The sequence below is a fragment of the Ideonella aquatica genome (assembly GCF_018069755.1).
GTDB classification, from domain to species: Bacteria; Pseudomonadota; Gammaproteobacteria; order Burkholderiales; family Burkholderiaceae_C; genus Ideonella; species Ideonella aquatica.
The window spans coordinates 19,548-33,208 of record NZ_JAGQDE010000030.1; the positions used below are offsets into that span (position 1 = coordinate 19,548).

At 70.7% G+C, this 13,661-nt stretch carries 15 protein-coding genes; 1 reads left to right on the top strand and 14 read right to left on the bottom strand.

Translation table 11 applies throughout. The features are described 5' to 3' along the window. Nucleotides 1-2 precede the first annotated feature (2 nt). From KAK06_RS21250 to KAK06_RS21275, 6 genes are all read right to left on the bottom strand, one after another. Complete coding sequence (locus tag KAK06_RS21250) at nucleotides 3-536, bottom strand: F0F1 ATP synthase subunit delta (protein WP_210804170.1); 534 nt, start codon at nucleotides 534-536, stop codon at nucleotides 3-5. Nucleotides 537-563: 27 nt separating this feature from the next. After that, on the bottom strand, nucleotides 564-1,034 hold the full coding sequence (locus KAK06_RS21255; RefSeq protein ID WP_210804171.1) for a F0F1 ATP synthase subunit B: 471 nt from the start codon (nucleotides 1,032-1,034) through the stop codon (nucleotides 564-566). Nucleotides 1,035-1,122: 88 nt separating this feature from the next. Continuing rightward, nucleotides 1,123-1,386, bottom strand: coding sequence for a F0F1 ATP synthase subunit C (gene atpE / locus KAK06_RS21260; protein ID WP_247653034.1), 264 nt, complete (start codon nucleotides 1,384-1,386; stop codon nucleotides 1,123-1,125). Nucleotides 1,387-1,454: 68 nt separating this feature from the next. Further along, nucleotides 1,455-2,330: a F0F1 ATP synthase subunit A gene (atpB, locus tag KAK06_RS21265; RefSeq protein ID WP_210804172.1), complete on the bottom strand. Its 876-nt coding sequence runs from the start codon at nucleotides 2,328-2,330 to the stop codon at nucleotides 1,455-1,457. Between the two features lie 20 nt (nucleotides 2,331-2,350). Continuing rightward, nucleotides 2,351-2,839, bottom strand: coding sequence for an ATP synthase subunit I (locus KAK06_RS21270; protein ID WP_210804173.1), 489 nt, complete (start codon nucleotides 2,837-2,839; stop codon nucleotides 2,351-2,353). A 236-nt stretch (nucleotides 2,840-3,075) separates the two neighbouring features. Next, complete coding sequence (locus tag KAK06_RS21275; protein ID WP_210804174.1) at nucleotides 3,076-3,978, bottom strand: SMP-30/gluconolactonase/LRE family protein; 903 nt, start codon at nucleotides 3,976-3,978, stop codon at nucleotides 3,076-3,078. A gap of 142 nt (nucleotides 3,979-4,120) precedes the next feature. Between KAK06_RS21275 and KAK06_RS21280 the strand changes: the two genes are divergently transcribed. Beyond that, nucleotides 4,121-5,950 (top strand): S8 family peptidase, encoded by a 1,830-nt coding sequence (locus KAK06_RS21280; protein WP_247653035.1) that lies wholly within the window; start codon nucleotides 4,121-4,123, stop codon nucleotides 5,948-5,950. A gap of 13 nt (nucleotides 5,951-5,963) precedes the next feature. On the opposite strand, the gene KAK06_RS21285 is transcribed toward KAK06_RS21280, so the two are convergent. The 8 genes from KAK06_RS21285 to KAK06_RS21320 form a co-directional block, all read right to left on the bottom strand. Then, entirely contained in the window at nucleotides 5,964-6,797 is an 834-nt protein-coding gene (locus tag KAK06_RS21285; RefSeq protein ID WP_210804175.1) for a LytR/AlgR family response regulator transcription factor, read from the bottom strand. Continuing rightward, nucleotides 6,794-7,240, bottom strand: a complete 447-nt coding sequence (locus KAK06_RS21290) for a hypothetical protein (protein WP_210804176.1) — start codon at nucleotides 7,238-7,240, stop codon at nucleotides 6,794-6,796. The genes KAK06_RS21285 and KAK06_RS21290 overlap by 4 nt, the downstream gene beginning before the upstream one ends. Continuing rightward, complete coding sequence (locus KAK06_RS21295; RefSeq protein WP_247653036.1) at nucleotides 7,237-8,676, bottom strand: sensor histidine kinase; 1,440 nt, start codon at nucleotides 8,674-8,676, stop codon at nucleotides 7,237-7,239. Before KAK06_RS21295 ends, KAK06_RS21290 begins: the two co-directional genes overlap by 4 nt. A gap of 118 nt (nucleotides 8,677-8,794) precedes the next feature. Further along, the gene (locus KAK06_RS21300) at nucleotides 8,795-9,811 is read right to left on the bottom strand and encodes a septal ring lytic transglycosylase RlpA family protein (RefSeq protein WP_210804177.1); all 1,017 of its coding nucleotides are present in this window, start codon (nucleotides 9,809-9,811) and stop codon (nucleotides 8,795-8,797) included. Further along, nucleotides 9,808-10,806, bottom strand: a complete 999-nt coding sequence (locus tag KAK06_RS21305; protein WP_210804178.1) for an ABC transporter ATP-binding protein — start codon at nucleotides 10,804-10,806, stop codon at nucleotides 9,808-9,810. Before KAK06_RS21305 ends, KAK06_RS21300 begins: the two co-directional genes overlap by 4 nt. Beyond that, nucleotides 10,803-11,774, bottom strand: a complete 972-nt coding sequence (locus KAK06_RS21310; RefSeq protein ID WP_210804179.1) for an ABC transporter ATP-binding protein — start codon at nucleotides 11,772-11,774, stop codon at nucleotides 10,803-10,805. The genes KAK06_RS21305 and KAK06_RS21310 overlap by 4 nt, the downstream gene beginning before the upstream one ends. Then, entirely contained in the window at nucleotides 11,774-12,673 is a 900-nt protein-coding gene (locus KAK06_RS21315; RefSeq protein WP_210804180.1) for an ABC transporter permease, read from the bottom strand. The genes KAK06_RS21310 and KAK06_RS21315 overlap by 1 nt, the downstream gene beginning before the upstream one ends. Then, nucleotides 12,674-13,648 (bottom strand): ABC transporter permease, encoded by a 975-nt coding sequence (locus tag KAK06_RS21320; protein WP_210804181.1) that lies wholly within the window; start codon nucleotides 13,646-13,648, stop codon nucleotides 12,674-12,676. Nucleotides 13,649-13,661 lie beyond the last annotated feature (13 nt).

A 13,661-nucleotide genomic window follows, 5' to 3' on the forward strand; every position in this document is an offset into this window, starting at 1 on the left:
GCTCAGCTGGTCAGCGCGACCTTCATCTGCTCGAGGCGCGCCTTGACCGAGGTGTCGAGCACCTCGTCGCCCACCACCACGCGCACACCGCCGATGAGCGACTCATCGACCTGCACAGTGGCATTGAGCTTGCGGCCGAAGCGCTTCTCCAGCGCGGCGACGGTGTCGGCCAGCTGGGCGGCGTCGAGCGGGAAGGCGCTGTGGATCGTGGCGTCCGAGACACCGCTGCTGGCGTTGACCAGCGCGCGGAATTGCGCGGCGATCTCGGGCAGGGCGGGCAGACGGCCGTTGTCGATCACGGTGCTCAGCAGGTTGGCGACCTTGGCATCGAGCGCGACCTTGGCCACGCTGGACACCACATCGAACACTTGCTTCGCATTGACCTTCGGGTTGTCGGCGAACTGGCGCAGCTGCGCGTCGCCGGCGACGGCGCCAATGGCCTCGACCTGTTCGGCCAGGGCACGGGCGTCGCTGCCGCCAACAGCCTTGAACAGGGCCTCGGCGTAGGGACGGGCGATGGTTGCTACTTCGGCCATTTTTTCAGCTCGGGTGGAGTGCCGGGATCAGAGCTCGGTCTTCAGGCGGGTCAGCAGCTCGGCGTGGACGCCGGCGTTGACTTCGCGCTTCAGGATCTGCTCGGCGCCCTTGACGGCCAGCACGGCGACCTGCTCACGCAGGGCTTCGCGGGCCTTCACGGATTCCTGTTCAGCTTCAGCCTTGGCGGCGGCGACGATCTTGGCGCCTTCCTCGCTGGCGCGGGACTTGGCGTCCTCGACCAGTTGCTGGGCCAGGCGTTCGGCGTCAGCCAGGCGCTTGGCGGCGTCATCCTTGGCGGACGACAGCGCGGCCACGACCTTCTTGTCGGCGTCGGCCAGGGCGAGCTTGGCCTTGTCGGCAGCGGACAGGCCTTCGGCGATCTTTTTCGCGCGCTCGTCGAGGGCAGCGGTGATCGGCGGCCAGACGAATTTCATCGTGAACCAGACCAGGATCAGGAACACGATCATCTGGACGATGAGGGTACCGGTGATGCTCACTTGTTTGCCTCAAACGGTGACGGGGACTTCAGCGAAGGGCGCGCTGCGGACAGCGCCCCCTTGGCCTCTCAACTCGACAGATGCCGGATTACTTGGCGATCTGGGCCAGCTGAGCCAGGAACGGGTTGGTCGTGGCGAACCACAGCGCGATACCGGTGCCGATGATGAAGGCCGCGTCGATCAGGCCGGCCAGCAGGAACATCTTGGTCTGCAGCTCGCCCATCAGTTCGGGCTGGCGGGCGGCGGATTCGAGGTACTTGCTGCCCATGATGCCGATACCGATACAGGCACCGACAGCGCCCAGACCGATGATCAGGCCGGCGGCGAGGGCAACAAAGCTGATGACTTCCATGATGACTCCTAGTTGAGAGGTTGGGTTGGAAAGGAAGGAAAGGGGATGAATCCGGATCAGAGCGCCGATCAGTGCGCGTCGTGGGCCTGGCCGATGTACACCAGCGTCAGCATCATGAACACGAAGGCCTGCAGCGTGATGATCAGGATGTGGAAGATCGCCCAGGCCGAGCCGGCGATGATGTGGCCGATCGCCAGGCCGATGCCGGTGCCCAGACCGACCGAGGCGAAGGCGCCGCCCATCAGGGCGATCAGCAGGAAGATCAGTTCGCCGGCAAACATGTTGCCGAACAGCCGCATCCCGTGCGAGACGGTCTTGGCGACGAACTCGATCATCTGCATCGCGAAGTTGAAGGGGTAGAGCAGCGGGTGGTCGCCGAACGGCGCCGAAATCAGCTCGTGGGCCCAGCCGCCGGCCCCCTTGATCTTGATGTTGTAGACGATGCAGACGATCAGCACGCCCAGCGACAGGCCCATGGTGACCGACAGGTCGGCGGTGGGCACGACGCGCAGGTAGGCGTGGTGCGGATCACCCCCCATGGCGCCGTAGATCTTTTCCCAGATCAGCGGCAGCAGGTCGACCGGCAGCAGGTCCATGGCGTTCATCAGGAAGATCCAGACGAACACGGTCAGGGCCAACGGCGAGACCAGCTTGCGGCTGTTGGCGTTGTGGACGATGCCCTTGGCCTGGCTTTCCACCATCTCCACGAGCAACTCGACTGCCGCCTGGAAGCGCCCGGGCACGCCGGAGGTGGCCGCACGGGCCGCGCGCCAGAGCAGGAAGCAGCCCAGCACGCCCAGCACGATCGAGAAGATCACCGAGTCCCAGTGGAACACGCTGAAATCGACCGGCGCGGAGCTGTGCTTGTTGCTCCAGAAGGTCAGGTGGTGGTTGATGTACTCGCCAGCGGTAGGCGCTGCGGCGTCGTGGGCTTCTGCAGACATTGGCGTGCGTTGTAGTTCAGTCAATTTTTCCGACGGCCTCGCCATGACAGCGCGACCCAGTACACCTTGATGCACACGATCAGGGCCACCAGCAGCGCTGGCCAGCTCAGACCGGGCACCAGCCTCGGCGCCAGCGCAAGCATGGCAAACGAGACCGCTATCTTGCCGAACTCCCACAACATGAAGCTGACGGCGGAAACGCCGGGCGCCAGGCTGCTGAGCCGACTGGTCATGCCGCGCGCCATCAAGGCCCCCGGCACCACCACTGTGGCCGCGCCATACAGCACCGACCACACAATCCCCTGTTGGCCAAAGACGAGCCACACGAGTGCGCCCATCACCAGCCCGACCACGGCTTGCACCGCGATCACCCGCCACGGTGAAACGGACGGGTCGGCCGCTGCCAGCGCCTGAGCCTCTTCGCGGGTCAGTGGCTTGAACGGCCGCCTTGCGTCCTCATCTTCAGGGTCTGCCCATGGGTCTGGGCGTTCATCACGCCGGGTCGACATTGGGGCCAAAAGTCCTGAGCTGTGGGCGGCAAAGCCTCGGGATTATATGGGCAAACCCTCATACGGCCCAGATCCCCCAGACGGTGCGCTCGGATATCCCCACGCTGGGGCGGTGCCCGGCAAGGGGCGGCGAGCGGCGAGCGCGCTGTGGCGCAGATGCTGCAGATTCAGCGCTCGAACAGCGGGCCGAACCGCCCGCAATTTCGCATCATGAAATTCAGCCGCGGTGGGCGGGATCAGAGCCGCACCAGCGTCGCCGGCAGACCCGGCACCGCCACCCCCGCACAGAGCACCTGACCGGCCCAGGGCTGGGCGGCCAGTTCTTCGGCCGGTCGCCCCTCGCGGGCGGTGGTGACGAACAGCGTGCGGCCATCGTCACCCCCCAGACAGGGCATGGTGGCGCAGCGCACCGGCAGCGGCCAGTCGGCCAGCACCCGGCCGTCGGGCGCCAGGCGCAACAGGCGCTGGCCCTCGTACATGGCGCACCAGTAGGCGCCCTCCACATCCACCGCGGCGCCGTCCGGGCGGCCGCCGTAGCTGTCCAGCGACTGGCCGGGCTGGCGCGGCGCGAACTGCGCCAGCACCCGCGGCGGGGGCAGCTGTTCGGCGCCACGCACGCCGTCGAAGGCGCGGATGCAGTGGGCCTTGGTGTCGGTCCAGTACAGGGTGTCGCCGTCGGGGCTCCAGGCCAGGCCGTTGCTGGTGGTGATGCCGTCGGCCATGCGCTGCAGCCGGCCGTTGGCGAAGCGGTACAGCGCGGCCAGCGGCGGGTCGCGCGGTTCGTAGATCGTGCCCACCCAGAAACTGCCGTCGGGCGCCGCCTTGCCGTCATTGAAGCGCTCGGTGGCGGGGTCGTAGGGCGGATCGGCCAGCCATTGGCGCTGACCGGTGGCGGTGTCGAAGCGCCACAGGCCATCGCGCATCGCCAGCAGCAACCCGCCGCCGTCGATCGCGGCGCAGCAGCCCGGCTCGGTGGGCAGGTCCCAGCGCTGGTGCCGGGCCTGCGCCGGCTGCCAGCGGTGCAGCGCGCGGCCCGGGATGTCGCACCAGTACAGGGCGTGCTCCTGCGGGTGCCACAGCGGCGACTCGCCCAGGCGGGCGGGCGGCACCGGCAGCGGCTGGAAGCTCGGCGGGTTCATCGGCCGGATTGTGGGCGCAGCGGGTTACCAAGGTGCGTCAAAGTGCGCGGATCCCAGGGGGGCTCGGCTCAACTGAGGTGAAGCATCGGTCGATGAACAGGCCCTGAGCGGCCTTGTTCCGCGTTTTGCCGAGAACCCCACCATGTCCTCACGCGCCACCCCCCTGCCCCGCACCGCCCTGGTCACCGCGCTGGCAGGCCTGATCCTGATGGGCGCGCTGGCCCACGGCAGCGCCCGCGCCGAGGCCCGCGGACCGCTGCGCGAGGACCTGTCCAGCCGCCAGCAGGACCTGGCCGAGGCGACCGGGGACGACATCGACGCCGATGCCGGCCAGTTCACCGACCGCCTGATCGTGCGCTACCGCAGCGGCAGCGCCGGCAACCGGCGCAGCGTGCTGAGCGCCTCGCAGCCCACCCATGACGCGCTGCACCGCCTGGGCCTGAGCGTGCGCCGCACGCACCGCGGCGGCCTGGGTGCGCAGGTGATGACGCTGGGCAGCTGGCACCCGGTGAGCGAGCTTCGCGCGGTGGCTCAGCGGCTGATGGCCGAAGACCCCAGCGTGCTGTACGCCGAGCCCGACCGCCGGATGCACACCTTCGTCACGGCAGACGACCCGATGTACCTGCAGCAGTGGCACTACTTTGACCCCAAGGGCGGCATCAACCTGCCCGCGGCCTGGCAACTGTCCGACGGCACCGGCATGGCCGTGGCGGTGATCGACACCGGGGTACGCCCGCACGCGGACCTGGCCAGCCAGTTGCTGTCGGGCTGGGACTTCGTCAGCAACAGCACCATGGGCCATGACGGCGATGGCCGCGACAACGACGCCAGCGATCCGGGCGACGGCTGCACCAGCGGTCGCAGCAGTTGGCACGGCACCCACGTGGCCGGCACCATCGCCGCCGTCACCGGCAATGCCACCGGCGGTGCCGGTGTGGCGCCAGGCGCGCGCATCGTGCCGGTGCGGGCGCTGGGCTGCGGCGGCGGCTACAGCTCGGACATCGCCGACGCCATCGCCTGGTCGGCCGGCGTCAGCGTCAGTGGTGCCACCGACAACGCCCACCCGGCGCGGGTGCTGAACCTGTCGTTGGGCGGCCAGGGCAGCTGCGGCGTGACCACCCAGAACGCGATCAACGCCGCCCGCGCCAAGGGCGCGGTGGTGGTGGTGGCGGCCGGCAACTCCAACGCCGATGTCGCCAAGTTCAACCCCGCCAACTGCAAGGGCGTGATCACCGTGGCCGCCACCGGCCCCACCGGCAAGCGCGCGCCCTATTCCAACAAGGGCACCGCGGTCGATGTGGCCGCCCCCGGTGGCGACATGAGCCTGGGCAGCAGCGCTGGCGTGCTGTCCACGCTGAACGACGGCGCGGTGGACCCGGGCAATGACACCTACGCCTACTACCAGGGCACGTCGATGGCCACGCCGCATGTGGCCGGCGTGGTGGCGCTGATGCTGGCGCGCGACCCCGGCCTGGCGCCGGACGATGTGGAGGCGCTGCTCAAGAGCACCGTGCGCGCCTTCCCCGCCACCTGCACCGGCTGTGGCAAGGGCATCGTCGATGCCGGCAAGGCGGTGACCGCCGTGCGCCTGGGCACCAGCCAGGCCGGCGATGTGGCCGAGGTGGAATCGAACAGCAAGATCGCCACCGCCCAGCTGCTGGCAACCCTGCCCGCCCGCGTGGCCGGCACCATCGCCAGCAAAGCCGACCTGGACCACTACCGCCTGAGCATCGCCGCCGGAGCCAGGATCACTGCGCGCCTGCTGCCCAACTCGGCCTCCAACTACGACCTGTCACTGCGCACCACCAGCGGCGCGGTCAAGGCCAGCAGCAGCAAGGCCGCCGGCCTGGCCGACACCATCACCTGGCAGAACAAGGGCGCCAGCGCGGTGACGATGATCCTGCGCGTGGCGCACGTCAGCGGCAGCACGGGCGCCGCCGGCACCTACTCGCTGGAAGTGGCGGCCGAGTGAGGCTGCAGCGCGGCTACATCCCCTTGAACAGGTGGGTGTAGCTGCGGCTGACCTCGAGCTTTTGCGCGTGGCCCTTGACGGCCACGATCTGGCGGCCGCGAAAGTCGCGCGTGACCGAGGCGATCGCCGACACCGCCACCAGCGTGGAGCGGTGGATCTGCCAGAAGCGCTCGGGATCGAGCTCGTCGATCAGCTCCTTGATCGGCTTGCGGATCAGCGCCTCCACCGTGGCGGTCTGCACCCGGGTGTACTTCTCGTCGCTGACGAAGAACAGCACCTCGTCGACCGGGATCATCTGGATCGCCTGGCCGACGCTGGCCTGGATCCACTTGAGGTAGCTGGGGGGCTTGGCCGGCAGGCCACCCGCGCCCTGGGCCGTGAGGCGGTGCAACAGCTGCTGCAGCGGTTGGGCGGGCGCGTCGCTGCCGGTGTCAGCGTCGCTGGCGCGCGCCGCCAGGCGGCGCTGCAGGCGCTCGACCGTGACCTTCAGGCGCTCGCGTTCCGCCGGCTTGAGCACGTAATCGGCGGCACCCTGCTCGAAGGCCTCGACCGCGTACTGGTCGTAGGCGGTGATGAAGACGATCTCGGGCAGCAGTTCGTCGTCCCCGATCTCCATCTGGGCTATCTGGCGCGCGGCCTCCACCCCGGTCATGCCCGGCATGCGGATGTCCAGGAAGACCACGTCGGGGCGGTGCTGCGCGACCAGCTCCACCGCCTCGGCACCGTTCTTGGCCTCGGCCACCAGCTGCAAGGCAGGCCAGGCCTCGGCCAGGCGGGCGCGCAGTTGGTCGCGCATCAGGCGTTCGTCGTCGGCCAGCACGGCCGTGGGGGCTTGCGGGGTGTTCATGCCGGGATGCTACGTGCCGGACGCAGCGCCCGCCACAGGGCCCAACCCAGCAGCCACAGCGGCGACAGCAGCAGCGCCACCGCCACCGCCACCGCTGCCAGCGGCAGACCCACGCCGGCCAGCAGCACCACCACCAGCACCGCAGCAGCGGCCAGCAGGGCCAGCGGCAGCGCCACCAGCACCACCGCCACCGTGCCCAGCGCCAACAGGCCGCCGATGCCGGCCAGCACCACCTGGTGCGCCGGCGGCAGCGGGCCGGTGGGCTTGAAGTGGAGCTCCTCGCCATTGACCACCACCTGGATCAGCGACTGCGGCCCCTCCAGCATCGTGACCCAGGCAGCGGCGAAGATGCCCACCACCGCCAGCAGCATCAGGGCCAGCAGCAGCCAAGCCAGGCGCACGGCGCCGGTCTGGGCGTGACGGGATGCGGTGAGTGTGCTCATGCCTTGGCTCCTTCGCCCTGGGCCGCGTGGCCAACGCTGCGGTAGGGCACGGTGATGGTGACGATCGTGCCGCCCACCGGGTTGGCCGCCACGGTCAGCGAGGCCTTGGCGCCGTGCAGCAGCTTGAGCCGCTCGCGGATGTTGTCCAGCCCCACGCCGGTGCCGGCGGTGGCGGCGTTGCCGAAGCCCACGCCGGTGTCGGTCACGCTGACCGCCAGCTGGCCATGGACGATCTCGGCCTTGACGCGCAGGCTGCCCCCCTCGGGCTTGGGCTCCAGGCCGTGGCGGATCGCGTTCTCGACCAGGGTCTGGATCATCATCGACGGGAACTCGGCCGAGAGCAGTCCGTCGGGCACGTCGATCTGCGCATCCAGGCGCTCTTCCATGCGCACCTTCAGGATCTCGACATAGGGCCGCACCACCGCCAGCTCGCGGCCCAGGTCGCGGGCAGCGCCGTCGCCGGTCTCGCGCATCGTGGGCATGCTGGCGCGCAGCAGGGCGATCAGGTTCTTCTGCATCTGGCTGGCGCGGGGCGGGTCGGTCTCGATCAGGTGGTCGATCGAGGCCAGCGTGTTGAACAGGAAGTGCGGCTCGACCTGCGCCTGCATGGCCGCCATGCGCGCCTCCACCACCTGGCGCTTGAGGGACTCGGCCTCGGCCGTCTCGGTGGCCTGGGCGGCCTTGACCTCGGCCTGCAGCCGGCCCTTGTAGGTGGCCTTCATCACTGCCGAGGCCAGGATCCACAGCATCGCCAGCTCGGGCAGCGACTCGCCGTAGCTGACGGTACGCCGCTCGATGCGCGGCTGCCCACCCAGTTCGGCCGCGGCCTGCCGGGCGTCTTCAGCGGCCTGGCGGGCGTCCTTCTCGGCCTCGACGGCGTCCAGGATCGCCTGGCGGGCCTCCTCCACCGCGTCACGCACGTCCTCGGCATCGGCGCCAGGCGGCAGCTTGATGCTGACACCGCGCTCGCCGGCGGTGATGTGCACCTCCTCGGGCGCCGACGCCGGTGCCGACGCGGCCCCCGGCACGGCCGAAGCCGCCCCGGACGCCGCCGAAGCCGCCGGCTTGGCCGCACGGATGCGGATGCCGCCAGCGCCGATCTCGATGTCCACGCCGCGGTCCTCGCTGCCGGGGCCGGTGGCGCCCTTTTCAATGTGGATCAGCGGCTTGGAGGGCTTGGGCGGCTTGGGCGGGCTGGGTGTGCGCGGCACCTCGGGGGCGTCGATCTCCACCGTTTCGGTGTAGTGCCAGCTGAAGGGCGGCAGGCTCTTCAGGATGGCCATGCCGATCAGCAGCGCCAGCGACAGCAGGAGGAAACGGCCCCAGGTGATGCTGGCCAGCCAGGTGCCGTAGGCGTGGAAGGCGCGCACGGCGCCGTCGGCAAAGCGGCGCGGGAAGGGCTGCAGGTTGGAGGTGGGCTGGGCAGTCATGGTCATGTGGGCTCTTGTGGCACCCTCACTGTAGGGGCAGCGGCCCCGCCGCCGCGACGGTCGTGTGACAGGCCGCGCCCTGGCCGGGATGAATTGCAGACGGCCGCGACAGGCCGGGCCGGACTCAGCGCCGCTCGACCAGCACCGGCACCAGCTGCAGCGCCTCGCGCACCCGCTCGGCGGCACTGCGGGCCTCGTCGCGGCTGGGGTAGGGGCCGGCCTGCAGGCGGTGCAGCGCGCCCTCGCGGAAGACCGCCAGCAGCGGCGCCAGCCAGTCGGCCTGCTCGGCCACCTTCTGATGGAAGGCCTGGGCGCCATCGGGCCGGCTGAAGGCGCCCAGTTGCAGCCACCAGCCGACGCCCGCGGTGGTGAAGGCGCGGGCAGACTCGGGCGGCTTGTCCAGCGCCGGATCGGCCGCCGGCACAGCGGGGGACGCGGGCACGGGGGCGGCCGCCACCGGGGGGGCGGCCGCCGGCGCCGTCAGCACCGGCGCAGTCACGGGCGGTGGCGCCACCGCCACCGCGGTCTCATCGGGCCGGCCGCGCGCGCGGCCCAATCCAGCGCGGATCTCCTCGTAGGTGATGCGCTCCACCTCCACCGGCCGCACGCCGCCGTGGACATCCAGCTTGACCGCCGCCGCCCAGGACAGGTCGATGATGCGGCCCTTGGCAAACGGTCCGCGGTCGTTGATGCGCACGATCACCTCCCGGCCATTGGCCGGGTTGCGCACCCGGGCATAGCTGGGGATGGGCATGGTCTTGTGCGCCGCGGTCATCGCGTGCATGTTGTAGGTCTCGCCGCTGGCAGTGCGGCGGCCGTGGAAGGCGCGGCCGTACCAGCTGGCCAGCCCGGCCTCCACCATCGGCGCGTCGCCGGTCTGCGGCACATAGGTGGTGCCGGCCACCTCATAGGGCTTGTTGGGGCCGCCCTGACGGATCGGCTCCACCTTGGGCTCGGCGTTGGGCAGCGCCATCGGGTCGGGCGAACCGGCGGGCGGTGGGCCGTCGCGCCCCGGCGGGCCCTGCGGCACCGGCCGCGACGGTGGCGCCGCGCCGCCCGAGGGCGCCTTGGGCGGCGACGAGCAAGCGGCCAGCACCGCCAGCGCCAGCAGCAGCAGCACCCGGCGCAGGGCCGCGCTCACCCCCGCCCCTCCTCGACCGCATGGCAGGCCACCACGCCGCCCTCGTCCACGGCGCGCAGCACCGGCCGCTCGGCACGGCAGCGGGCGTTGGCCAGCGGGCAGCGCGGATGGAAACCGCAGCCGCTGGGCGGCTGCAGCGGGTTGGGCACATCGCCCTGCACCGGCGTGCGGGCGCGCCCCGGCGCGGCCAGCGAGGGGATCGCATCAAGCAGCATGCGCGTGTACGGGTGGCGCGGCATGGCAAACAGCCGCCGCGTGGGCGCGCGCTCGACCAGGCGGCCCAGGTACATCACGCCCACCTCGTCGCTGACATGGCGCACCACCGCCAGGTTGTGCGAGATGAACAGGTAGGTCAGGCCGCGCTCGCGCTGCAGGTCCTTCATCAGGTTCAGCACCTGGGCCTGCACACTCACATCCAGCGCCGAGGTGGGCTCGTCGCAGACCAGGAACTCGGGCGCGGTGGCCAGCGCCCGCGCGATCGACACCCGCTGGCGCTGCCCGCCCGAGAACTGGTGCGGGAACTTGGCGCCATCGGCCGCCGCCAGGCCCACCGACTGCAGCAGCTCGGCCACCCGGCCCTCGCGCGCCGCCGCATCGGGCGCCAGGCCATGCTCGCGCAGCGGCTCGCCGACGATGTCGCCCACGCGCCAGCGCGGGTTCAGGCTGGCGTACGGGTCCTGGAAGATCATCTGCACGCGCCGGCGCAGCGCCAGCGCGTCGGCCGAGGCGTACACCGCATGGGCATCGCGGCCGTCGAACAGCACCTGTCCGGCGCTGGGCGCATACAGCCCCACCAGCACCCGCGCCACGGTGCTCTTGCCGCAGCCCGACTCGCCCACCAGGGCCAGCGTACGGCCACGCTCGATCTCGAAGCTGACGCCGTCCACCGCCTGCAGCCACTGGCGCGGCCGGCGCTCGATCACACGGGTCAGCCAGGGCGCCGAGACATCAAAGCGCCTGGAGAGATCCTGCACCTGCACCAGCGCGTCGCTCATGAGGTGCCCTCCACGGCCAGCCAGCAGGCCGCCTGCGTGGCGCCGGCCGGCATCAGCCCGGGCCGCTCGGCGCGGCAGCGATCGACCGCGCGCGGGCAGCGCGGGTGGAAGGCGCAACCGCTGGGGATGGCGCCCAGCCGCGGCATGCTGCCGTCGATCTGCGCCAGGCGTTCGCGCTCGCCATCCAGCGCCGGGATCGAGGCCACCAGGCCTTGCGTGTACGGGTGCGCGCCGCGGTGGATCACCTCGGCCACCGGGCCGATCTCGGCCACGCGGCCGGCGTACATCACGGCCACGCGGTCGCAGGTCTCGGCGATCACGCCCATGTCGTGGGTGACCAGCATCACTGCCGCGCCATGCTCGCGGCAGACCCGCTTGAGCAGGCCGATGATCTGCGCCTGGATCGACACATCCAGCGCGGTGGTGGGCTCGTCGGCCACGATCAGCCGCGGCTCGGCCGCCAGCGCCAGCGCGATCACCACCCGCTGGCGCATGCCGCCGCTGAACTGGTGCGGGTAGTGGTCCACGCGTTGCTCGGGCGCCGGGATGCCGGTGTCGCGCAGCAGCGCGATGGCGCGCTCGCGCGCCGCGGCGGCGTCCAGCGGCAGGTGGGTGCGGATGGTCTCGGTCAGCTGCCGGCCCACGGTGTAGAGCGGGTTCAGCGAGGTCAGCGGGTCCTGGAAGATCGCGCCGATGTGGCGGCCGCGCAGGCGGCGCAGGGCCTCGCCGCGCAACGTATCGATGCGCTCGCCGCCCAGGCGGATTTCGCCGCTGGCAATGCGCCCCGGCGGCTCCAGCAGGCCGATGATGGCCGCACCGGTGAGCGACTTGCCGGCGCCCGACTCGCCCACCACGCCGAGCACCTCGCCGGGATCAATGCTGAAGCTCACGCCATCGAGCGCGCGCAGCACGCCACCGCGCCGCTGCGGGAACTCCACCACCAGGTCTTGCACCTCGAGCAGCGCCATCAGTGCAGCCTCGGGTTCAGCGCGTCGCGCAGCCAGTCGCCCAGCAGGTTGATGCTCAGCGAGATCGCCACCAGCATCAGCCCCGGGAACAGCGTGATCCACCACTCGCCCGACAGCAGGTAGTTGTTGCCGATGCGCACCAGCGTGCCCAGCGAGGGCGAGGTGGGCGGCACGCCCACGCCCAGGAAGGACAGCGTGGCCTCGATGATGATGGCCTGCGCCACCTGCAGCGTGGCCAGCACGAAGACCGGCTGCATCACGTTGGGCAGCACATGGCGCCACATGATGCGGTGGCCCGGCACGCCGGTGACGCGCGCGGCCAGCACGTACTCCTTGTGCCGCTCGACCATGGCCTGGCCACGCACCGTGCGCGCATAGGGCACCCAGCCGGCCAGCGTGATCGACACGATCAGCACGCCAAAGGTCACCAGCAGCGAGGCCTGCGGAAACAGCGCATGCGCCACGCCGGCCAGCATCAGCGCCAGCAGGAAGGCCGGGAAGCTCAGCATCACATCGCACAGGCGCATCAGCAACGCATCCACCCAGCCGCCGCGGTAGCCCGCCAGCAGGCCCAGCGCGATGCCGATCAGCGCCGAGGCCAGCACCGACACCCCCGCCACCACCAGCGAGATGCGCGCGCCATACATCAGCGCCGAGAGGATGTCGCGCCCCTGCTCATCGGTGCCCAGCAGAAAGCCCGGCTGTCCGCCCTCGGACCAGGACGGCGGCAGCCGCGCATTGGCCAGCTCCAGCGCGTTCAAATCGAACGGGTTGGTCGGCGCCAGCCACTCGGCAAACACCGCCATCACCAGGCAGGCCAGCGCCACCAGCGCCGAGCCCAGCGCCACCGGCGAGCGGCGCAGGCTCAGCATCAGGTCAGACTGCCACCAGGCCAACATTCAGTGCTCCCGGCCCACACGCAGCCGCGGATCGACCACCACGTACAGCAGGTCCACCACCAGGTTGATGACCACGAAGATCAGCGCCACCAGGCACAGGTAGGCGGCCATCACCGGGATGTCGGCAAAGTTCACCGCGTCCAGGAACATCAGGCCCATGCCGGGCCACTGGAACACGGTTTCGGTGATCACCGCAAAGGCAATCAGGCTGCCCAGCTGCAGGCCCACCACGGTGATCACCGGCACCAGCGTGTTCTTCAGCGCGTGGCCGAAGTGGATGGCGCGGTCGCTCAGGCCGCGGGCGCGGGCGAAGCGGATGTAGTCGGCGCGCAGCACTTCAAGCATCTCGGCGCGCACCAGGCGCATCACCAGGGTCAGCGGGTAGGTGGCCAGCGTGATGGCCGGCAGCAGGATGTGGCGCCAGCCATCGGCCGTGGCCAGGCCGGTGGACCAGCGGCCGATCATCACCACGTCGCCGCGGCCGAAGCTGGGCAGCCAGCCCAGCAGCACCGCGAACACCAGGATCAGCACGATGCCGATCAGGAAGTTGGGCAGCGACACGCCCACCAGCGACACCGCCATCAGCCACTGCGACAGCCAGCCGTCGCGCCGCAGCGCGGTGTACACGCCCAGCGGAATGCCCAGCGCCAGCGCGATCAGCGCGGCCAGCAGCGCCAGCTCCATGGTCGCCGGAAAGGCCTGGGCGATGACGTCCTTGACCTGGCGCCCCAGGCGCAGGCTCATGCCGAACTCGCCTTGCACCGCATTGGCCACGAAGCGCTGGAACTGCACCGGCATCGGCTGGTCCAGGCCCAGCTCGGCGCGCACCTGGGCCACCTTCTCGGGGCTGGCGTCCTGGCCCACCAGAAAGGCCACCGGGTCGCCCACGTACTGGAACAGCGCAAAGGCCATCGCGGCCACGGTGAGCAGCACCGCGACCGACTGCCCCAGGCGGCGCAGCAGGAAGGCCAGCATCAGCGGGCGATGG